The following is a 21,136-nucleotide window of genomic DNA, read 5'->3' as shown; positions in this document are numbered from 1 at the left end:
GGTCCTGTCGCGCGGGGGATGGTCCCCCGCCTCCAAGACAGGAGCCAAACAGATGTCCCGCAAAGATGCTCACGCTTTCGCCGCCTCCCTCGCCGCCACGCTCATGGTCTCAATCGTCGTCTTCCAGGCAGGGGATGGAACCTTCGGCGCCGTCCCCGCCGATGAAATCGACGGCGACGAGGTCGTGATCGTCTCGGAATACGATCCCTTCGGGTGAGGCTTCGGCCTCACTTCCAGAGGGCCCGGGTACGGCGCAGACGCGCCGCCGGGCCTATCGTCGGCCGAGTGGCCTTGCGCCGATGAAATGCACGGTCATCGGACTATTGCGCGCCTGCCATCACTGGCAGGCCATCCTCGCGCCATTCCGGCAAACCGCCGTCAAGGCGGCGCGCATTGAGGCCGTGTTTGCGTAGGGCGGCGACAGCCTGGTGGGCATAGATGCAATAGGGGCCCCTGCAATAGGCCACGATTTCGGTGGCCGGATCGAGCGTCGGGACAATCCGCTCGATCTCCGTCAGCGTCATGTTGAGCGCCCCCGGAATGTGACCCACAGCGTATTCATCTGCGGGGCGTACATCGAGCACGGTCACAGAGCCCTCGGCGATCCGGGCTGCTAGGTCCTCCCTGCTTACTGGCTCAGGGGCATCCTCGCCGCTTGAAAGCCCTCGCAAGAGGCGCTCGACTTGCGCGAGGTTCCGCTCCGCGACGACGCGCAGAAGGTCCATGAGCGCGAGCGTCTTCGCGTCGGTCAGCCGGTAGATCACCGCCTTGCCGTCGCGGCGACTGGTGACGAGAGCGGCTCGGCGCAACTGTTGTAGGTGTTGCGAGCAGTTGGCGATGGTGAGGTCCGTTTTGTCGGCCAGCGCCTCCACCCCACGCTCCCCTTGCGCCAGTTGTTCTAACAGCATCAGACGCGCCGGTGCCGACATGGCGCGCGCGACGAGGGCGTATTCCTCCAGCAGGGCGAGCTTAGGGCCGATTGACAAATCATGTCTCCTGACGCTACATCATTCAAGCGATAACTTGAATAATAGCGACTCCATCGCGCCCCACAAGCCCCAAGGCCCGCGCCCCATGTCCGAGACCATCCTTGCCACCGAGGCGACCATCCGTCTTGCCATCTTTCTGGGTGTTCTGGCAGCGATGGCGCTTTGGGAAGTGGCAGCCCCCCGGCGTCGGCGGGAGATTCCTCGGGTGATCCGCTGGACGAACAATCTCGCGCTCGTGGTGGTCGACACAATCATCCTACGGCTGTCGTTCCCGATCCTTGCGGTCGGGTTGGCCGTCATGGCCGAGGATCGCGGCTGGGGCCTGTTCAACAATCTCGATGTGCCGTTCTGGGTCGCGATCATCGTCTCGATGCTGCTGCTCGATCTGACGATCTATCTTCAGCATGTGATGTTCCATGCAGTGCCTGGGCTCTGGCGGCTGCACCGGATGCATCACGCCGATCTCGACTTCGACGCAACGACAGGTCTGCGCTTCCACCCGGTGGAAATCCTCATTTCGATGGGTATCAAGCTGGCGGCGGTTGCGGCCCTGGGCCCGCCAGCTGTCGCAGTGCTACTGTTCGAGGTGATCCTCAACGCGACCGCACTGTTCAACCACGCCAACATCGATCTGCCGCGCCCGGTGGACAGGGTGCTGCGCCTCTTCGTCGTCACCCCGGACATGCACCGCGTCCATCATTCAGTCGACCCGCGCGAGACCAACTCGAACTACGGCTTCAACCTGCCGTGGTGGGACCGGCTCTTGGGTACCTACATCGCCCAACCGGCAAAGGGGCACGAGGGGATGGACATAGGGATCGAGCAGTTCCGCACGCGCCGTGACCTGTGGCTTGACCGGATGCTGACGCAGCCGCTGCGCGGACCAGTCAGCGGTCATGCTCTTGACTTACCGATAGCGCCAAAGGACCGACAAGCTTGACCCTCAAACAGTAACGCGCCAATTAAGCGGAATTTGGTTCCCGGCCTTGCGATCTGGGGCTTGTTGGACGTTATGCAGCCTTCGGCCAGCGGCGATGCAGGTCGTCGATCACCACGGCGTGGGCGTGAAGCTCGCCATGCTCGGCCAGATGCGGGTGGCCTGGTGGAAGTTCCGGGTGGTCATGCGGAAGGATTGTCTGGTCGTTCGCGGGCCAGAGGTGCCACACGGCGGCAAGGCCTGCGGCGCCGATGACGGCCAGACTGATGGCCGCCACCGAAAGTCCAGCTCCCGCGCCGATCCATCCGGCAAGTGGATAGGTGACCAGCCAGCACGCATGCGAAAGTGCGAATTGCGCGGCAAAGACAGAACCCCGGTCGGCCTCGCGCGCTGAGCGATTGATGATCCGCCCGATGGGGGTTTGCGTCAGCGAGAAGCCGAAGCCGATCACGGCCCAAAGTGCGATCAGCGCGGCAAGGCTACCCACCAGCGGCACCAACGCCACGCCTGCGACCATCAGAGCCGCCCCGCCGATCATCACGGGGCGGTCTTCCAGACGGTCCAGGATGCGCGGCAGCAGGAAAGCCGCCAGCATCGACCCGGCGCCAAAGCCTGCGAAGGCGAGCGCCACGGCTTCCTCGCCCAGACCCAATCGGGCCTGCACCAGAACGACCGTGTTCACGTAGACCATTGCGCCGGCTGCGGCGACAGCGGCCTCCATCACCATCAGCCCGCGCAGGCGCGGGGTGCGGGTGTAGATGCGGATGCCCTTGGTTACGTCGGCCCAGAAGTGGCCGGGTTCGGCCTTCGCCCGCGCTGGCAGGCGCGCCGTCACAACAAGCGCAGCCGAAGCAAGAAAACCCACGACCGTGCCCAGAAACAGCACTGGGAAGCTGACGACCGTCAGAAGCGCCGCAGCCAGCATGGGCGAGGCGAGCTGTTCGAGATCTTCGGCTAGCCGGAGGAGGGACAAGGCGTTGGTGTAGTCGTCCTCGTCTTTCAGCACGTCGGGAATGACTGCCTGGAAGGCCGGGGTGAACCCGGCCGAGGCGGCCTGAAGGGCAAAAATCAGGACGTAGACCTGCCAGACCTGATCCACGAAGGGCAGGAAGGCGATCACGCCCGCCCGGATCAGGTCCAGTGCTACAAGAAAGGCTCGGCGCGGCAGGCGTTCGGCGATGGCCGCTGACACCGGCGCAAGCGTCACATAGGCCACCATCTTTATCGCCAGGGCCGTGCCCAGTACGGCCCCTGCGTTTTCCCCCGCCAACTGCCAGGCGAGAAGGCCAAGCGCGACGGTGGCAAGCCCCGTGCCGACCAGCGCCACGATCTGTGCGGCGAAGAGATGTCGGAACGTGGGGTTGCGCAGGGCGCTAAGCATCAGAGCAGCTTTGTCAGGGACTTGATCTCGGCCAGATCATGAGTCCCTGCGCCCGTCAGGCAATGGTCTATATGGTCGTGGATCAGCGCCCGCTTTGCCTCGGCCACGGCGCGCTCGACGGCGTGCAGCTGCGTGGCCAGATCGACGCAAGGCCGCCCCTCCTCGATCATGCCGATGACGCGGCGCAGATGCCCCTCGGCGCGCTTCAGTCGGGTGGCGATGGCGGGGTGGCTTGCGTGGGTGTGATCTTCTGCCATATAGAGGAGATTATCCCCCCTGGGGGGATGAGGCAAGAGAGTGAAGGGGGCCAACCCCAAAGGACGAGGATGCGAGCAATCTCGGTAACTTGGGCAGCGATCAGGGCGCTTTGCGTCTGTCTGCTCATGGCCCTGTCGCTGGCGGTTGCTCCGGCCGTGGAAGCGTTGAAGCACGGGCCCGGCGCGATGGCCGCAGAGGCTGATCATCGTGCCTATCATGCCGAGCATGGCCATGTGCATGACATTGCCGGGTCGGATCATCATGACTCGAGCGATCATGATCATGTTGGCGCGGCCTTGCTCGCGGCGCCAGGAGCCGAAGTCCCGCCACCCCCTGCGCGGACGCTGCGCCCCGCCTCCTTTGCGGCTGATGGGACTACCCGTGACGGGCCGCGACGGCCACCCCGACTGACGATGACCTGAGCCGCCGCCTGCGTCAGCGGGCGGTCCGACAGTTCCATCAGTCAGGAAAATCTAACGATGACATCCAACCCAAGGGCGCACCGACGCCCATCCCTGCCGTGGCAGGTACTTCTCGCGGTCGCCACCACTCTTGCCGCCCTGCTGCTTGCGGGCGCGGCCCTTGCCCACAACGTCACCGAAGGCGACGCGGGCTATGTGCAGGAGGTGACGGGCTTCCGCCCCATCGCCTTCATCTATCTCGGCGCCAAGCACATGGTGACGGGCTACGACCACCTTCTCTTTCTCGCCGGGGTGATCTTCTTCCTCTACCGGTCCAAGGACATCGCCACCTACGTCAGTATCTTCGCCATCGGCCATTCGGTCACGATGATCGCGGGCGTCTGGTGGTCCATCTCGATCAACGCCTACATCATCGATGCAATCATCGCGTTTTCGGTGGTCTACAAGGCGCTCGACAACCTCGGCGCCTTCCGCCTGTGGTTCGGGGTTCAGCCAAACACCAAGGCCGCGACGCTGATCTTCGGCCTGCTGCACGGCTTCGGCTTGGCCACCAAGATTCAGGATTACGATATCTCGCCCGACGGCCTGCTGGGTAACCTGATCGCCTTCAACGTGGGGGTGGAGCTTGGCCAGCTGATGGCGCTCGCCCTGATCCTGACGGCGATGACCCACTGGCGGGCGCGCCCCGCCTTCGCGCGGCAGGCCTATGCCGCGAATGTCCTGATGATGGTGGCTGGCTTTGCCCTGATGGGCCTGCAGATCACCGGATATTTCGTCGCCTGAAAGGAGGGCGAGACCCATGACCAACCGTTTCGATATCTCGAAAGCCCCCTTGCGGCCCGAACCCCGCCATCCTGCGGCGGCTGCACCCATCCAGTCCGTTCCGGCGACACCCGGCGGGTTGATCCGGTCCACCCTGCTGGCCGCCGGGGCGGCAGGGGCGATCCTCGTCCTCTTCTGGCTGCCCGCCGAATACGGGATCGACCCGACCGGCGTCGGTGGCCTGACCGGGCTGACCGAGATGGGCGAGATCAAGCAGCAGCTTGCTGCGGAAGCCGAGGCCGATGTCCAGGCCGCCGCAGCGGCGCCTGTCGCTGCCGTTGAAAACACGCCTGCCACGGCCGCCCCCGCGCCCGAAATCCTGGAGCGGCTTGACCGGATCGACGCCCAGCTTGCGGCCATCTCTGCCGTGATCGGCACGCCGCCCAGCCTGACCGAGCCTGCGGCGGCTGCCACGGTCGTTGCAGAACCAGCGCCCGAAGCGGCGGCAGCCCCTGCGCCCGACCCGGTCGAGGCCGCCGTCGCCGAGGCCGCCGCACCGGAACCGGCCACCCCCGAATGGCGCGATGAGGTCAGCTACACACTGAACCCTGGCGAGGGGATCGAGGTGAAGCTCTCCATGGAGGAAGGCCAGACCGCCCGGTTCTTCTGGACGGCGAACGGCAGCGTGGTGAACTTTGATCTTCACGGCGACGGCAGCGGCGAGAGCATCAGCTACGAACAGGGCCGGGCCGTGCCCGAGGCCTCAGGCGACCTCACTGCCGCCTTCACTGGCAACCACGGCTGGTTCTGGCGCAACCGCACCGAGGCGCCGGTCACCGTGACCCTGCGCACGGGTGGGGATTACGCAGAGATCAAGGCTCCGTGATCACTTCGGCGGGGGCAGACCAAATCTGTCTGCCCCCGCCGGGCTCGATGTTTCTAGATCGCACTCATAAGCGGGACGAAAATTCGCTAGCCCCGCTGAAAACTGCCCTGCGCAGTTTCTACGTCCCCTGGCTAGATCTCCATTTGGCTAGAGGTCTTCCCAGAAGCCAGCGCGTCTGCGAACCACTGCGGTTTCCGGCCGCGGCCAGACCATGTGATGCCTGCGTTCTCAGGGTGACGATACTTCGCCACGGCTGGCGCACGGGTGGTTTTCACCTCAATACAAATCAGGTCGGCGAGGGAGTAGCCCATCTCCTTGGCGATGGCTTCCAGCTTGGCGCGGGCTTCGGCCTTATGACGGTCCTCATAGGTGGAAATCGCCTTGGCGAGGTCCTTCTGCAATTGCCGCAGTTCCTTGAGCGACATCGCCTCGAGATTGAAATCAGCCATTGGGCCCTCGTGTCCTGAATGATGCGTCCGGGATAGCCGTCAGGCTGCAACATCGCAACTCCTACGGAGGACGCCGCGATAGGGCAGGGAGATGAGGTTGGCTTGAGCTGCCGGGTCGGCGGTTTCGCAACTGTTTCAACCCGGTTGCCTTGGTGAGGAAGGCCGAGTTCTGCGAGAGCCCCAGGTCGCCCCTATCCCCGGTGCCATCCCTTCGACTGACAATCCCCTAAGCCTGTTCGGCCTCTGGCGCGCAACCCCGCGTCAGTCCGGCCCGTGTTGCCCCTCTGGGGCTGCCCGCTCCACTCCGGCCCTCTGGAGGTTTCCGGTCGCCGTTCCGCCTCCCGTGCACGCCTCAGCCGACAGGCTTTTTCCGGGTCTTGTCGAAGGGACGGTCCCAGGGACAGGAAACACAGGAGCTTACCATGCAGAACATCGTTAACCTCGCCGGCAACATCGGTCAAAAGCCCGAAGTGCGCTCGACCCAAAGCGGCACGAAGATCACCAACTTCACCCTGGCCACCTCGCGGCCGCGCCTCTCGGAAGGTCGCGTGATCCGCGACGAGAACGGCTACCGGGTCATGGACACCGAATGGCACCGCATCACCTGCTTCAACGGCCTCGGCAAGACCGTCGCGGAGCACTGCGAAAAGGGTATGAAGGTCCTCGTCCATGGCCGCATCCACTACACGAAGTGGACCGACGCAACCGGCACCGATCGCTACGGCTGCGAGATCATCGCCGAGAAGGTTGACTTCCTGAGCCGCCCGAAGTCGGCCGAGAACGAAAACCCCGAGCTGGTCGACCGCGACGACGAGATCCCGTTCTGAGGAACGGGGTCTCCCCCTCGGGCCCGGCGGAGCAACCCGCCGGGTTCTGGGCTTCGCGACCGTCGAATGCCCCTCCCGTCCAATCGGTCATTTCGATAGCTGGGCCGCCCCAGAAATCGAAGGATGGAAAATGAAATCAACGTCTTCTGCACTCACGCCGCGTAAGATCGCCGAGTTTTGCAAGAGCCGGTTCACGATGATCTTCACCGAAGGTGAGGTGCGCTTGCTCTACGGCTGCTTGGTCGACCTGCTCGAGCGAGCCGAATACCCGCCCTATCGGGGCAGTGGCCTCGACTTGCCGTCTCTGTCGGCCATGCTCGACATCAATGTCGAGCGGCTCCGCGCCCATCGGGCGCACTTGCAGCCGATCTTCGATGCTGTGGCACGGGAAGTTTCGAATGTGGCCTTGCGACAGGCTCGCACGGCGAGCCACTCAATGCGTTCCAAGGTCACCGCGCCTTCCCCGAACCGTGCTGACGTTCCCACGACCAGCACCGAGAAGGTTCGCAAGAAGCCCGGTGTCCGGCCGCGGGCGATCGTCGAGTTTCCCGAGCCACTGGACACGACATGGAAGGACCCCGCGACCTTTGGCGAAGCCCTTCAACTGCATGCCCGCCGTCATGGCGAAACCATCTACCACCTCTACAACGCGGTGGTTAGACCCGAGGACGGTATCAATCGTAGCACGCTGATCAGCTGGGGGCGCGGCAAGAAGGTCCCGCGCGCCGCGATCAGCCTGGAAATCTTGGGCGGATCGAACGTCGCTATCGGCTACGCGCAGGCTACTTCCTGAGCCTGTCCGGTACTCCGGATCGAGCACCAGGCGATTTTGATCTGGACGACATTTCCCCATCTGAGCGCCGGCGTCTAGCGTGGCACCTGCCCGAAGATTTCAACCGACGGCCAAGCCAGGAGAAGGCAGAAATCCTGAACTGGGTCCGCACCGTGATCATAAGCGGGTCAACGGACTATCGCAGGTATCAGGCAGCGGCCATTCGCCAGTGCTATGCGGTTCGCTTCAGCTGTGCCTCGGGGCCGGTCCGCAAGTCTTCACCCGCACGGACGCCGGAAGAGTCTGGCATCGTCATCGCGCCGAAGCGCCTGAGCGACGAGATGGCCGAATTCCTTCGCTTCAAGACGTCGACATTCGCTGCCTTCGGCATGCAGCGGAATGGGGTGTGGGGCACGGAAACAGCTCCCCAGAAGGTGGAGCATTTCGGGCTGTGGTTCGGGGCGTTCGTGGCCCCACCCGAGAGCGAAGTACAGGGTCTCGGTGTCGATCCAAAACTTCTGACCTTTGCCATGATGATCTTCCCCCAGGTTTGGGATTGGTACCTTCATTGGCGCGAGCGTCGTCGCGGCTTTTACACCAAATGGGAGATCGACCTGCTATCGATCGCTGCAGCGATCTGCCGAGAAGAGACCGGTTGGCTGCGTCAATCGCCCCGCATGGGGAGCAGCCTTCGGCCGATTGAGGGCTTGGTTACCGAGGCTGATATCAACGCGGTGCAGTCGGATTGGCCCGCCGCCTGCGACCGCATGTACAAACACGCCCGTCGTCGGATCAAGGAGATCGACCGCGTTGCCCGCATTCATCGAGACCCTTTCGAGCCCATCCTGCCGGTGCTCGAAGCGCCAAGTCCGGTCGGCGAGTACCGCAAGATCACCGAAGAAATCCTGCAGCGGATGCCAGATGAACGGAACAACGCCCGTGCGGCAGCAGAAGCTGTCCGCGCTTTCCTGATGCTGCGCATCGGTCTTCACACGGGGCTGCGGCAGAAGAACTTGCGCGAACTGATGCTGTGTCGGTCAGGGACTTTGCCGACCTCGGAGCGCAAGCTGGAGGACCTTAAGCGGGGCGAATTGCGTTGGAGCAGCCGCGACCAGGGTTGGGAAATCTTGATCCCGTCGGTCGCCTTCAAGAACGCCAACTCATCGTTCTTCGGCTCAAAACCATTTCGCCTGATCCTGCCGGACCTCGGGCGACTTTACGAACTGATCGAAGCTTGGATCGAGCGGCATCGCGCGCGGCTGATCGGCGAGGCGGCTGACCCGGGTACGTTCTTCGTCAAGACGGCGAAGATGACCAGCACCAATGCGGCCTACTGCCAGAACACATTCTATGAGGGATGGCGCACCGCGATCCAGCACTACGAGATCTATAACCCTTGGACCAAGCGCGGCGCGATTGAAGGCCTGTTGCCGCACGGGCCGCACAATGTGCGGGACGTTCTGGCCACCCATATCCTGAAGCGCACCGAGTCCTACGAACAAGCGAGCTACGCCATTCAGGATACACCGGATATGGTCGCGCAGCACTACGGTCGGTTCTTGCCTCAGGACAAATCCGAGATCGCGGCACGGATCCTGAACCAGGTCTGGGAAGCGGCCTGATCAGATGAGGCGGTGTGGGTCCGGACGTGTCCCGACCCACACTCCAAATCCGAGAGTGGCACTGCCTAGTGGCATGTGATAGTGGCGTAGGCTCGCTTTACCCTATCTTTTTCCGAAGCTAGCGAATATGTTACGTGTCACTCCTAGTGGCATTCCGGAGTCCGCTTGACCTACATCGTGTCCCCATCGCGGATTGAGCCTGCTCGGCTCGAAGATGGCATCCCGCTTGACCTGGTCGAGACAGCAAACCGGCTGATCCAATCGTCGCGCGGTTTGGGTCGCAATATGCCTGTCCGTACCTTAGCCGACTTGGCCGCGATGGTGCGGATGATGAACAGCTACTATTCCAACCGTATCGAGGGCAACAACACCCGTCCGCGCGACATCGAACGGGCGCTCGCTGGTGACTTTGACGCTGATCCGGGACGTCGGGCGCTGCAGCAAGAACATGCGGCGCATGTCCGCCTGCAGGAAGAGATCGACCGCCGGGCGGTCGAGGGCACTCTCCCAGATCCGAGTGACCCGTCGTTCATCAAATGGCTGCACGAAGCCTTCTATGAAGGTGCCACCGAAGAGATGCTGACCCTGCGCCATGGCGGCCAGGTGGTCCGGATCGTGCCCGGGGAGTGGCGGCAGGGCGATGTGGAAGTTGGCGCCCATGTCCCGCCCCCGTTTGATGCGGTTCCCTCGTTCATGGCGCATTTCCACACCCGGTTTCGGTTGGATTGGCTTCATGGTCAGGTCACGCGCACACTCGCCGTGGCGACGGCGCACCATCGCTTCAACTTCATCCACCCGTTCTACGACGGGAACGGTCGCGTCAGCCGTTTGATGTCGCATGCGATGGCTCATCACGCCGGGATCGGGGCGGGCGGGCTTTGGTCAGTTTCGCGTGGCTTGGCGCGCGGTCTGCAAGACGGTCTCCCGGGCCGCGAGGAGTACCGCGAGATGATGCAACTTGCTGATCGTGTCCGTCAGGGCGACCGTGATGGGCGCGGGAACCTCTCTTTGGCAGCGCTGGTCAGCTTTACCAAATGGTTCCTGGCGGTTTGCGAGGATCAAGTCACCTTCATGGCGGGCATGTTCGACTTCGACCGACTGGGCGAGCGGCTGGCCCGTTACGCTGCGCTTTCAGGTCTCGGCGAGAGGGCAGGGGACCTGCTACGCATCATCCTCCTGCGCGGTGAGGTCGACCGTGGTGACGTGGCCGCCCTGCTGGGCGTGGCCCCACGAACTGCACGGGCCACGATGAAATCCCTCCTGGACGATGGCGTGGTCGGGTCCGAGACTCCGCGTGGAGCCTTGATGCTGCGCTTTCCGAGCAAAACCCACGATGTGTTGTTTCCACGTCTGTTTGATGCCGTTTGACGGCGGCTGATCTCTGGATCGCGCGGGAGGGCTTTCGCAACGCGCGGCTCGAGATAGTCGGTGCCGAGGACGGCAAGGGGGCAGGTGGCGCGGACCTGGCCGCCTGAGCCCTGACAATGCGTGAGGGGCCTACCCATGGGCGTGCCTCTCACCGACCACACCCAGGTCCCGCAAAATCGCGGGGCAACAAAGGATCCATCCCCCAAGACGGAGGTCATCAACCAAGAGCCTGGCCGGAAGGCTGGCGGCGTTCCAAGCATCAGCGGGACAACCGGCTCCTGACGTTGGGGCACCATCCCTCGCTCGCCATTCCCTTCCTTGCCCCGAATCCCGTCTTCGAGATCAACCCGCGAGGGGTCGGACTACGGGCGAGCCCGTGCCGCCGGGTGGATTCGGGGCATGCCCGAACGCACCCGGTGATGTCAGCCAGTCTTCGGGCCTGCGGGGTCCTGTTGCGCGGGGGATGGTCCCCCGCCTCCAAGACAGGAGCCAAACAGATGTCCCGCAAAGATGCTCACGCTTTCGCCGCCTCCCTTGCCGCCACGCTCATGGTCTCGATCGTCGTCTTCCAGGCAGGGGATGGAACGTTCGGCGCCGTCCCCGCCGATGAAATCGACGGAGACGAGGTTGTGATCGTCTCGGAATACGATCCCTTCGGGTAAGGCTTCGGCCTCACTTCCAGAAGGTCCGGGTACAGTGCAGACACGCCTCCGAGGCCTTTGACAGCCTAAGGACCGGCGAAGCCGGTCCGATGCGCGCTGATCATCCACCTGCCACCGGCCGGGTATCTTCACTTTGGATGGACAGTAGGCATTTACTTCATTGATCTGCAAGGTTGCAAACGAACTTGGCATGCCGACTAAGGTCTTCAATCCTTCCTAGAACTTCCACATCTTGCCCAGCGGTGCCGATCGGGCGAAGTGGTGGATTGTCGCCATGCCGGCATGGGCGATCAGATAGACCCAGACGAGATTGGCGAGCGCAAAGTGAATCGTCATGGCCAGCGAACCATCGGGTTCAGGTGATTGGAGGCCTGTCCAGACCTGCGCCGCATAGACCCCGCCGCTGACCGCCATAGCCGTCATTAAGAGCAGGCCGAGTCCGTGAACTGCCGATGCAAGGGGACCGGTTTCCTCATAGGCGGGCAGTTGTCCGTGCAAAAGGCGGCGCAAGTGGTTGCTCACGTCCGTCGCGAAGGCGCGGCGTCGCGCGCTCGAGAACCAGGGGAAGAGCGCCGAGGGAGCCGTTCCGCGACTCCGGAACGTCAGGGTCATCCAGAACAAGAAGGCAAAGGCCAGCGCCGCGAAACCGGAGTAGCGGTGAAGCTGGAAGATCGCGTCGCCTGCCGTCGTGTCGGTCGGGCCCTGCATGATGAGGCTTGTGGCAAGTTGGGTGCAGATGGACAGAGCAAGCCCTGCATGGACGAGGCGGGTCGAGAGGCTGTGCTGATCCGGCTGAAGAGTTTCAAGTGCGAGGGACATTGGAGGGAAGCCTTGTTGGCGGGTTGTTCCCCTCATATGGCAGCCGCCGTCCCGGATTGCCTTGCCGCCACCTTACGATTTCGTAAGAACCGACGCCTCCGGCGCAATCGAATGGAAAACCATTGAAACCCGGAGTCCTGGCCCGTTGTCCTCGAGAACCAGCTCGGCCCCATGCAGAGCGGCGATGGCCGCGACAAGGCTGAGGCCAAGCCCGGTTCCGGAAACCGATCGGCTGGCGTCGAGCCGCACGAACCGCTCCAGCACCCGGGCGCGGTCGGCTTCGGGAATGCCCGGGCCATTGTCCGAAACCTCAAGGAAAGGACGCGCATCGCGCAGTCCGGCCCTGATCCGGACGTGTGTCGGGGGCGGGCAATGCCCGATGGCGTTGGCCACGAGGTTGGTCAGGGCCTGCGAGAGCATGTCCTCGTCTCCCTCCACCTTGATGGGCATCATGGGCAGGTCGAGATCGAGGGTGTGGCCCCTGTCCTCGGCAGAGGCTTGCAGGATCTCGTGAACTGAGGCCGCCAGCGCTGCCAAGTCTACCGCTTCGTCGCGCCGCGCCACCGTGCCGGATTGCAGGCGGGCAAGTCGGAGGATCGCATCGAATGTCGCCGAGATGGCGTCGATATCTATCAGGGCCGAGCCGATTTCGTGCCGAGTCTCGGTCGGCACATCGGCAGACAGGGCCTGAGGCTCGAGCCGCATCCGGAGACGCGCGAGCGGGGCGCGCAGGTCGTGGGCGACATCGGTGGAGACCTGCCGGATAGACGCGACCCCCGCTTCGAGCCGGTCGAGCATCCGGTCCACCCGGACTGCCAGCGCCGCCAGATCGTCATTGCCGGTGTCGCCGATCCGGCGGTCAAGTCTGCCTTCGCCAACTTCGTCCAGGACCCTGTCCATCCCGTCAATGCGCCTTTCGTTCTTACGGGCGATAACGACCGCGAGTCCTATGGACAGGAGCGTGGCAAGAACCAGCGACCAGGCGGTTGTCTGGATCAGGATTTCGCCGCTTTCAGCGACCCATGCCTCGTCACGTGCCGCGATAACCCAGCCTAGGTCGGTCCGGATTCCGTAGGCAAGGTAGGCCTCGGCACTCTCGGTGCCGGTCACGTCGCTTTCCGGAATGTCCTGACCGACCAGCAGCCGTCGCGCGCCTTCGAACGGCTCGGCGACATGCAATGATCCGAGTGCCTGACCGGATCCGGCGTCGACAAAGGCGAACAGGCTAGCACCGTCCCGGCTGGATCGCACTTGCGCGAGGATCTGTTCCCGCAGGTCAGTCCTGTCCCCTGTTGCCGCGATCCTTGCGAGACTTTCAGCTCCCGACCTGACGTCAGCGGATAGGCGGGCAGTCATCTCGCGCGACAGGAACAGGTAGGAGAGCCCTCCCGCGGACAGTGTGCCGATGGCAAACACCGCCGACAGCGCCAGAGCGAAGCGCATCGACCAGGACAGTGGCCGCCTCATGGCTGGAGCACGTAACCGACCCCGTGCAGCGTCACGAGGTAGTGCTTGTCGAAGGGCTTGTCGATCTTGTTGCGCAGTCGGCTGATATGGGTTTCGACCACGCTGGTCTTGGGGTCGAAATGGAGCCCCCAGACCGATTCCAGAAGCACGGTTCGGGTCTGAACGCGACCGGGCCGTTCCATGAAATGCTTCAGGAGCAGGAATTCGCGGGGCTGAAGGTCGATACTTTCGCCATCTCGCGTGACTTCGCGTTTCAGCAAGTCGAGCCGCAGTTCACCGATGACGAGTTCCAGTACCTCATCGCGCGTCGCTGGCCTTCGGCAGATCGTGTCGATCCGAGCCAGCAGTTCGACGAAGGCGAAGGGTTTGACGATGTAATCGTCGGCGCCGCCCCGCAGGCCCGCCACCCGGTCGTCGACCGCGCCCATTGCCGTCAGCAGGATCGCGGGTGTGTCGATCTTGGCCGCACGCAGTGACTTCAGCACCGACAGACCGTCGAGCCCGGGCATCATGCGGTCGAGGATCAAGAGCTCATAGTCACCCGACATGGCCTGAGACAGCGCGTCTTTCCCGTTGGTCAGATGGTCGACGACATGGCCTTCCCCGGAGAGACCCTTCACCACGTAGGCGGCTGTTTCGCTATCGTCTTCGGCCAAAAGGATCTTCATGCGCCGCGGTCTTTCCAAAAATGCGTCCCGGCCGCCTAACGCGGCCGGGCAATGGTCTGAATTTTCGAGGGGACGTTGGATCAGCCGTCGTTCGTTTCGCCGTCGTGATCTTCTTCGTCCTGGCCGTCGCCCTGATCCTCGTGATCATCCATAGACGAAGACAGGGCCGAGGCGAAGACTTCGCCGGTCTTGGCGTCGATCAATACGGTCCAGGGCTGTCCGTCGCTGCCGATCACCACCGCCTCGTAGGCCGCGCGCCCGTTCTCGTCGCCAAAGGCGACGGTCGCCAGCGTGCCGGCATGGGCCTGAAGGGCGGCATCACTTGCTTGGCTGATCGTGACCGATGCGGAGCGGAACATGTCGAGCTCGCTCTGGTCCATGGTTTCGGCCGATGCCGCGAACGGCAGGGCCCCAAGGAGCGCGGCGGGCAGGAGGAGTATGGTCTTGCGAAGCATGGGATAGGTTCCTTTTAATGCACAGGTCTTTTCGCCTGCATTCTACAATTGGGCATCGAGTCCAAGGATCGCTTTTCCGGCTTTTTACAACTTCGTAAGAACCAAGGCTTTGGGAATTTTACTGTTTTCAGATAGGGTTTCCCGAGGGTAGTCACATCCCGATCACCGAAACGCCGAGCGGACCGGAGTGAGGATGGCCCAACTGAACTTACAATTCCTGCGAAGCGCCGCGCCCATCATTCTGGGCGCCGGTCTCTTCGCCTTGGGGCTCTATGCGCTCTATCACCTCCTGAAGCCCGTCAACCCGGCCGACGTCGCAGCGCAGATCAGGGCGACTCCAATGGGTGCGCTTGCCGCGGCGTTCGGGGCGACCGCCATCGGGTACGTCGCGCTTATCTTCTATGACTGGTTCGGCCTTCGGTTCATCGGGAAAACGCTTGACCGGGGCGTCGTGGCGCTGGGTGGCTTCCTTGGATATGCCTTCGGCAACACGATTGGCGTCAGCGTCATCTCCGGCGGCGCGGTACGATACCGGATCTATTCCGCCGTCGGCCTGAACGCATTCGAGGTGGCCGCCGTTTCTGGCTACATTGCGATCGCCCTCGGCACTGGATTGACCCTCGTCGGCATCGCGGCCCTGGCCGTCCATCCCGCCGCAGTCGGTGCCTGGCTCCCCTATGCCCCATCGACTATCCAGGTCGTTGCCGCCGGGATTACCACGGTTTCGGTTGCCCTCATCGCCTGGATGTCCGTCTCGCAGCGTTCGCTGAGCATTCGCGGTCATGAACTGCACCTGCCGCCGCCTGCCGACCTTACCGGACAACTTGTCGTCACCCTGATCGACATCGCCGCTGCCTCGTTCGCCTTGTGGGTTCTTCTTCCCGCCGGAAAACCCGACTATGCTACCTTCGTCGCCATCTATGCCGCCGCGACGATGATCGGAGTGCTGAGCCACGTTCCGGGCGGCATCGGTGTCTTCGAGACGGTGGTCATCGGCACCTTGCCTGGCTCGGTGCCGGCCGGGGATGCAGCTGCGGCACTGCTCCTCTTCCGCCTGGTCTACTATCTGGTTCCGTTCGCATTTGCCTTCCTGCTGGTCGCCCTGAACGAGATCCGGCTGGCCAGCGGCTTCGGCAGCCGTCTTATTGCCCGGGCACCGGCCCTGCAACCGGCCTTTGCCACGCTGCACGGGTTCTCGCCGGGTGTCGTCGCAACCGTCGCCTTCGGCTTAGGGGCCTGGCTGCTGCTCATCACGATGTTGCCTTCCGTGCGCGCGGAAGCGATGGCGGAAGGCGACGTCGTCGGTGTGCTTCTGCTCGAAGGCGGAACCCTCGCGTCGGCGATTGCAGGCGTCACGCTGATCATCGTGTCGCATGGCCTCGCGCGCCGGGTTTCCTCGGCCTGGTGGTTCGCCATCGGTGCGCTGTCGGCGGGGGCCGTCGCGTCGCTCCTCAACGATTTCGCGTTCGAGAACGCGGCTTTCCTGGGGGCCGGTGCGCTTCTGCTCCTGCCGTTCAGGAAAGCTTTCGACCGACCCGGCCGCCTGACGGCCGGCGTCTTCGATACCCGATGGTTCGCCACGGTCATCGGCGTCGGGGTCGCAACCGCTGCGTTCTTCTTCTTCGTGCACAAGGCCGTCCCGTATTCGAATGACCTGTGGTCGGAGTTCTCGCACGACTCGAACACACCCCGTGCGCTCCGAGCGGGACTCGCGGCGACCGCGCTCATGTTCTTTTTCGGGATCTACCTCCTGACGCGCCCGATCCGGCGGAAACCGCCCGAGGAGGCGCGCCCGGCATCGATGTCCCAGGCCGCCGTCCTGTGCGAGATGTCCGAAGACCCGCAGGCCTGGCTGAGCCAGACCGGAGACAAGCGGTTCCTGTTTTCCGAAACCGGAAAATCCTTCATCATGTATGCCGTCCGGGGCGGATCGTGGATTGCGCTCGGCGACCCGGTTGGCGAGCGGGCAGAGTTTGAAGCACTCGCCTGGTCCTTTGCCGACCAGGCCGCCCGGTCCAACGCGCGCTCCGTCTTCTACGAGGTCAGCGCGCGCAACCTCGGGCTCTGGGTCGAACTCGGCCTGACGTTGCACAAGGTCGGAGAGGAAGCGGTCGTCCGGCTTCCCGAGTTCAGCCTCGCGGGCGGTCGGTTCAAGACCATGCGCGCCGCGATGAGCAAGCACCAGCGCGACGGGTACGAGTTCACCATGTTGACATCGCCCCATACCCCCGAACTCATTGCCGAACTTCGTGCAATCTCGGATGCGTGGCTCGGCGGCAAGACCGGACGCGAGAAGGGCTTTTCTGTCGGGCGCTTCGATCCGGACTATCTGGCGCTGTTCGACATCTCGGTTGTACGAAGGGATGGTCGCATCGTCGCCTTCGCCAATATTCTGGCGTCAAAAGGCGGCGCACACCTGGCCGTCGATCTGATGCGCTATCTGCCCGAAGAGGCCTCGGGCCTCATGGAATACATGTTCCTCAGCCTCATCGAACACTACAAGGCGAAAGGGGCGCTGGAATTCAGCCTTGGCACCGCGCCTCTGTCGGGGCTGTCCGAGCGGTCGGTCGCGCGATCGTGGAACCGTTTCGGGCGGCTCATCTATCGTCACGGCGGCGCATTCTACAACTTCGAGGGGCTCAGGACCTTCAAGCAGAAGTTTCAGCCGGACTGGCGCCCGCGCTATCTGGCGCTGCCGCCCAACGTCTCGCCGATGCGCGTTATGGGTGACGTGGCCCTCCTGATTGCGGGCTCGGCGCGCGGCCTGATTGCGAAGTGACCTCATGAGCCTGTCCCTCGACCAGATCCTTCCCTCGCTCCAGGCGCTCGGCGTTCTCAGTTACTGGCTCATTGGGCTCGCCTCGATGCTTGAGGCGTTCTTTGTCACCGGCGTCGTCATTCCCGGGACGCTAATCGTGGATGCCGGCGGCATCCTCGTCCAGCGCGGGTTGCTGGACTTCTTTGATCTCGCCTGGTTCGTCGCGCTCGGGTCGGTCCTCGGATCGGAACTGAGCTACTGGACCGGCAAGCTGGCCATGAACCGCCTGCCGGGCCGGCGCCGCATCGGGGAGTCCGCCGCCTTTGCCCGCGCCAAGGGACTTTTCGAGAAGCGGGGCGGTATGGCACTGGTAATCGGCCGGTTCCTCGGGCCGGTGGCGGGGCTCGTTCCACTCGTCGCGGGCATGGCAGACATGGACCGCCGCAAGTTCCTGATCTGGAACATCCTGGGCAGCATTCCCTATGCGCTTGCCCATGTCGCGATCGGCTATTTCCTGGGCGATGTCATGGGCCGGATCGGCGGATCACTGACCCGGGTCGCGGTCTTGACCGGTGTCGTTCTTCTGGCGCTGATCATTCTCTGGACCACGCTCTATTCGGCGCTGAGACTGCTGCCGCTCGTATGGGCGGTCATGTCTGCCGCGCTGCGCAGTCTCGCAGACATCCCCGCAGTGCGGCACCGGATCGAGGACCACCCTGAGACAGCACGCTGGGTCGAGGCGCGACTCGACCGCAACGCGTTCTCGGGGCTGACGCTCAGCCTCTTGGCACTGATCTTCGTCTATATCGGTGCCGTCTGGGCCGACTCCGTCTTCGAGTTTCTCTCGGGCGATCCCTTGATTGGGCTCGACAACCGTCTGTCCGAGTTGATCCACCATTTCCAGTCGCCGGGTCCGATCCGGGTGGCGTCGTTCATCACCGCAGTTGGCGGCTGGCAGGTCGTTCTGCCGGTCATGGTGGCGGCGCTGATCTGGCTGATAACGGAAGGGCGGCGCGCGCTCGCGGTTGGACTGGCGGTTTCGGTGGCCGGAAACACCATTACCGTTGCGGCGCTCAAACTCGCCTTCGGGCGTCCGCGCTCGCCTCTCGGTGTCTTCGCCGAGACCTCTGGCAGCTTCCCTTCCGGACATGCTGCGGCTTCGGTCGCAGCCTATGGAATGCTGATGTATGTCGTCTGGCGGGCGGGGAGGCTCCGTGCCGAGACGGCGCTTCTGCTGGCTGGCCTCATGGCCTTCGCCATCGGCGTCAGCCGCATCTACCTGATCGAGCACTACCTCAGCGATGTCCTGAACGGCTGGCTGGTCGGTGCGCTCTGGGTGACGGTCGGCATCGCGATCTCGGAATGGCGACTGTCGCAGACCTCCGCCGCGACGGCGCCGATGGCCGACAGGGCGAGGGTCGCGGTTCTCTCCCTGGCCGCAGGACTGGCCGTGCTGGCCGCGTCAAACGTCTGGCGCTATGACCATCCGCGCAATGTCCCTGTCCAGGTCGCTGATCAGGTTCTGTCAGATGCCGCTGCTCTGGCGCAAATGGGCCTCCCTGCGCAAACCGAGTCGCTGATGGGCTCGCCGGTGCATCCGGTCTCTCTCGTCGTTTTCGCCCGAGACGAATTTGCTCTTTCCGATGCTGTCCTCGCATCGGACTGGACAGCGGCGCAGCTGCCGACCCCGGGCCTTGTCTTCGACGCAATCTTCGCAGCGGTCGGCGGCAGCGAAGATTCAACCGTCGAGACCGTCTCGCATTTCTGGCGCGGGCAGCCCAACGATCTCGCCTTCGTGCAGCGTGCGCCGGGCGCGACGTCATCGCTGGCCGATCCAAAACTCCGCTTCTGGCGCACCGAATTCGTCACTGCCGATGGGTTGCGCGCCTTTGTCGGAACCGTGGGTGTCGACGAGGCAGGAGAGACGGAAACGACGCAGCCCATTGGGGCCAGCCCGATGCTCCGAGATACGCTTGTTCAGGGCCTTGTGGCACGTGGCGCGACCGTCCTCGCCGCGTCGCACACCTCGGACAACGTCGTGTCCATCGTCCTGCCCTGAGAAAATCAGCTTCTTACCGAAGTGTAAGAAGCTTGCCAGACGCTTCGGGAAAGTCGCTGTCAGAACCGCGCATACGGACCTCGGTTGGAGGCCCGCGTGCATATCGACAGGACGCCTCCCATGAACGCCACCTTTCGGAACTTTGCCTTGTCGGCGACGCTGATAGCTGTCCCGGCCGCAGGGTTCGCGCTGGCCGAGATGATGATCTCGCCCGCCGCACAAACCACCGCCGCAACGCAATCGCCCGGGCTGGGCGACCTCTCGGCCTACAAGACCATCGTGGCCGATACCCAGACCATCGCCGCCACCGGCGATCTCAAAGCCGCCGAACACCGCATCACCGACCTTGAGACTCTGTGGGACCAGAACGCCTCGGCCCTGCGGCAAGCTGACCGTGCCGCCTGGAATACAGTCGATGCGGCCGCTGACGAGGCCTTCTCGGCTTTGCGAGCGGGAACTCCCGACCAAGCGACCGTCGATGCCGCGCTTGCTGCCCTGTCCACCACGCTCGATGCCCCCGTGCCAGCTGCAGCGTCTAGCCCCATTCAATACGTCTCCGGCATCGCCGTGACCGATGAGAGCGGCCGCGCCATCCCTTGCGAGGACCTGATCGGCCAGCTTCGCAGTGCGATCGGCAACACCACTCCGCCCGCCACTGTCGCCGACCTGCAGTCCAAGGCGCTCGAGCGCTGCAATGCCGATGATGACGCCCATGCCGACGCCTTCTCGGTGCAGGCGCTGGCCCTTCTGAACGGATGATCCCATCATGACTGACGTAACTTTCGCCGACTTCGACCGCCCCAAGCTACAACCCGTGGGCGTGAACCGGGTGCCCGAAGTCACCCCCGGGTTCTGGCTCATCAAGCTCATGGCCGTGACCATGGGCGAAACCGCCGCCGACTTCCTTGCGGTCAACCTTGGCCTCGGTCTTGGCGCGACGACGGTCCTGATGACCGCTGTCCTTGTCGCAGCCATGCTCTGGCAGTTCCGCCAGAAGGCCTACGTTCCTGCTTATTACTGGATTGCGGTCGTCCTGATTTCGGTCGTCGGCACATTAATCACCGACAACATGACCGACGCGCTTGGGATTCCGCTGCTCACCTCGACCATCGGCTTCACGCTCGCGCTCGCTGCCATCTTCGCGGTCTGGTTCGCGATGGAACGTACGCTTTCGATCCACGAGGTATACACCTTCCGTCGCGAAGCCTTCTACTGGCTTGCGATCCTTTTCACTTTCGCTCTCGGCACGGCGGTCGGCGACCTGATCTCCGAAGCCTTCGGCGTGGGCTTCGCCGGGACCGGGGTGCTGTTCGGGCTGATCATCGCCTCGCTTGCCCTTGGGTATTTCGCTCTTGGCCTCGACGGGATGTGGGCTTTCTGGCTCTGCTACATCTTCACCCGCCCGCTCGGTGCGTCCTTTGGCGACTTCCTGGCACAACCGACCGAGTTCGGCGGCCTCGGACTTGGGACCATCGTCACCAGCTTCGCCTTCCTCGCGGTAATCGCCGGGACGGTGTTTGTGATGACCACCCGGGCCGCACCGGACCCGGCTGAGTGATCCCGGCCAATCCAGAC

General features: G+C 63.7%; 21 protein-coding genes. 13 read left to right on the top strand and 8 right to left on the bottom strand.

The window, feature by feature from the left end; all coding sequences use genetic code 11:
• The first annotated feature begins 52 nt into the window (after window positions 1–52).
• The gene (locus tag GU927_RS13265; RefSeq protein ID WP_007803240.1) at window positions 53–217 is read left to right on the top strand and encodes a hypothetical protein; all 165 of its coding nucleotides are present in this window, start codon (window positions 53–55) and stop codon (window positions 215–217) included.
• Window positions 218–320: 103 nt separating this feature from the next.
• On the opposite strand, the gene GU927_RS13260 is transcribed toward GU927_RS13265, so the two are convergent.
• Window positions 321–986 (bottom strand): ArsR/SmtB family transcription factor, encoded by a 666-nt coding sequence (locus tag GU927_RS13260; protein ID WP_161762934.1) that lies wholly within the window; start codon window positions 984–986, stop codon window positions 321–323.
• An 88-nt stretch (window positions 987–1,074) separates the two neighbouring features.
• Between GU927_RS13260 and GU927_RS13255 the strand changes: the two genes are divergently transcribed.
• A complete protein-coding gene (locus GU927_RS13255) occupies window positions 1,075–1,929 on the top strand; it encodes a sterol desaturase family protein (RefSeq protein WP_161762933.1) in 855 nt (284 codons plus the stop codon).
• A 70-nt stretch (window positions 1,930–1,999) separates the two neighbouring features.
• On the opposite strand, the gene GU927_RS13250 is transcribed toward GU927_RS13255, so the two are convergent.
• Both GU927_RS13250 and GU927_RS13245 read right to left on the bottom strand, forming a co-directional pair.
• Window positions 2,000–3,307, bottom strand: a complete 1,308-nt coding sequence (locus GU927_RS13250; RefSeq protein WP_161762932.1) for an MFS transporter — start codon at window positions 3,305–3,307, stop codon at window positions 2,000–2,002.
• Window positions 3,307–3,564: a metal-sensing transcriptional repressor gene (locus GU927_RS13245; protein ID WP_161762931.1), complete on the bottom strand. Its 258-nt coding sequence runs from the start codon at window positions 3,562–3,564 to the stop codon at window positions 3,307–3,309. The genes GU927_RS13250 and GU927_RS13245 overlap by 1 nt, the downstream gene beginning before the upstream one ends.
• 480 nt (window positions 3,565–4,044) lie before the next feature.
• Here GU927_RS13245 and GU927_RS13240 point away from each other — a divergent pair, with 480 nt between their 5' ends.
• Window positions 4,045–4,770, top strand: coding sequence for a HupE/UreJ family protein (locus GU927_RS13240; RefSeq protein ID WP_161762930.1), 726 nt, complete (start codon window positions 4,045–4,047; stop codon window positions 4,768–4,770).
• A gap of 16 nt (window positions 4,771–4,786) precedes the next feature.
• Entirely contained in the window at window positions 4,787–5,635 is an 849-nt protein-coding gene (locus tag GU927_RS13235) for a hypothetical protein (protein ID WP_217765646.1), read from the top strand.
• Window positions 5,636–5,766: 131 nt separating this feature from the next.
• On the opposite strand, the gene GU927_RS13230 is transcribed toward GU927_RS13235, so the two are convergent.
• A complete protein-coding gene (locus tag GU927_RS13230) occupies window positions 5,767–6,084 on the bottom strand; it encodes an H-NS histone family protein (RefSeq protein ID WP_161762929.1) in 318 nt (105 codons plus the stop codon).
• Between the two features lie 422 nt (window positions 6,085–6,506).
• Here GU927_RS13230 and GU927_RS13225 point away from each other — a divergent pair, with 422 nt between their 5' ends.
• The 5 genes from GU927_RS13225 to GU927_RS13205 all read left to right on the top strand — a co-directional run bounded on the left by GU927_RS13225 (window position 6,507) and on the right by GU927_RS13205 (window position 11,335).
• Window positions 6,507–6,911, top strand: a complete 405-nt coding sequence (locus tag GU927_RS13225; RefSeq protein WP_161762928.1) for a single-stranded DNA-binding protein — start codon at window positions 6,507–6,509, stop codon at window positions 6,909–6,911.
• Between the two features lie 130 nt (window positions 6,912–7,041).
• A complete protein-coding gene (locus GU927_RS13220) occupies window positions 7,042–7,704 on the top strand; it encodes a hypothetical protein (protein ID WP_217765644.1) in 663 nt (220 codons plus the stop codon).
• A 320-nt stretch (window positions 7,705–8,024) separates the two neighbouring features.
• Window positions 8,025–9,305, top strand: a complete 1,281-nt coding sequence (locus GU927_RS13215; protein ID WP_217765642.1) for a hypothetical protein — start codon at window positions 8,025–8,027, stop codon at window positions 9,303–9,305.
• A gap of 165 nt (window positions 9,306–9,470) precedes the next feature.
• The gene (locus GU927_RS13210; RefSeq protein WP_217765640.1) at window positions 9,471–10,673 is read left to right on the top strand and encodes a Fic family protein; all 1,203 of its coding nucleotides are present in this window, start codon (window positions 9,471–9,473) and stop codon (window positions 10,671–10,673) included.
• A gap of 497 nt (window positions 10,674–11,170) precedes the next feature.
• Window positions 11,171–11,335, top strand: a complete 165-nt coding sequence (locus GU927_RS13205; protein WP_007803240.1) for a hypothetical protein — start codon at window positions 11,171–11,173, stop codon at window positions 11,333–11,335.
• 216 nt (window positions 11,336–11,551) lie between these two features.
• Here GU927_RS13205 and GU927_RS13200 read toward each other — a convergent pair whose 3' ends face one another.
• The 4 genes from GU927_RS13200 to GU927_RS13185 all read right to left on the bottom strand — a co-directional run bounded on the left by GU927_RS13200 (window position 11,552) and on the right by GU927_RS13185 (window position 14,744).
• Window positions 11,552–12,154 carry a cytochrome b/b6 domain-containing protein gene (locus GU927_RS13200; RefSeq protein ID WP_161762927.1) on the bottom strand — a complete coding sequence of 201 codons (603 nt, stop codon included), beginning with the start codon at window positions 12,152–12,154 and terminating at the stop codon, window positions 11,552–11,554.
• 72 nt (window positions 12,155–12,226) lie between these two features.
• Complete coding sequence (locus GU927_RS13195) at window positions 12,227–13,597, bottom strand: sensor histidine kinase (protein ID WP_161762926.1); 1,371 nt, start codon at window positions 13,595–13,597, stop codon at window positions 12,227–12,229.
• A 20-nt stretch (window positions 13,598–13,617) separates the two neighbouring features.
• Entirely contained in the window at window positions 13,618–14,289 is a 672-nt protein-coding gene (locus GU927_RS13190) for a winged helix-turn-helix domain-containing protein (RefSeq protein WP_161762925.1), read from the bottom strand.
• A gap of 80 nt (window positions 14,290–14,369) precedes the next feature.
• On the bottom strand, window positions 14,370–14,744 hold the full coding sequence (locus GU927_RS13185) for a PepSY domain-containing protein (protein WP_161762924.1): 375 nt from the start codon (window positions 14,742–14,744) through the stop codon (window positions 14,370–14,372).
• Window positions 14,745–14,937: 193 nt separating this feature from the next.
• Here GU927_RS13185 and mprF point away from each other — a divergent pair, with 193 nt between their 5' ends.
• From mprF to GU927_RS13165, 4 genes are all read left to right on the top strand, one after another.
• Entirely contained in the window at window positions 14,938–17,523 is a 2,586-nt protein-coding gene (gene mprF / locus GU927_RS13180; RefSeq protein WP_161762923.1) for a bifunctional lysylphosphatidylglycerol flippase/synthetase MprF, read from the top strand.
• 4 nt (window positions 17,524–17,527) lie between these two features.
• Window positions 17,528–19,561, top strand: coding sequence for a bifunctional DedA family/phosphatase PAP2 family protein (locus GU927_RS13175; RefSeq protein ID WP_161762922.1), 2,034 nt, complete (start codon window positions 17,528–17,530; stop codon window positions 19,559–19,561).
• A gap of 120 nt (window positions 19,562–19,681) precedes the next feature.
• Complete coding sequence (locus GU927_RS13170; protein ID WP_161762921.1) at window positions 19,682–20,320, top strand: hypothetical protein; 639 nt, start codon at window positions 19,682–19,684, stop codon at window positions 20,318–20,320.
• 7 nt (window positions 20,321–20,327) lie between these two features.
• Entirely contained in the window at window positions 20,328–21,119 is a 792-nt protein-coding gene (locus GU927_RS13165) for a COG4705 family protein (RefSeq protein ID WP_161762920.1), read from the top strand.
• Window positions 21,120–21,136 lie beyond the last annotated feature (17 nt).

The sequence above is a fragment of the Paragemmobacter amnigenus genome, from assembly GCF_009908265.2.
Classification (GTDB): Bacteria; Pseudomonadota; Alphaproteobacteria; order Rhodobacterales; family Rhodobacteraceae; genus Paragemmobacter; species Paragemmobacter amnigenus.
Note: the sequence above shows the minus strand (reverse complement) of the source record. Positions and strands in the feature narration are given on the sequence as shown.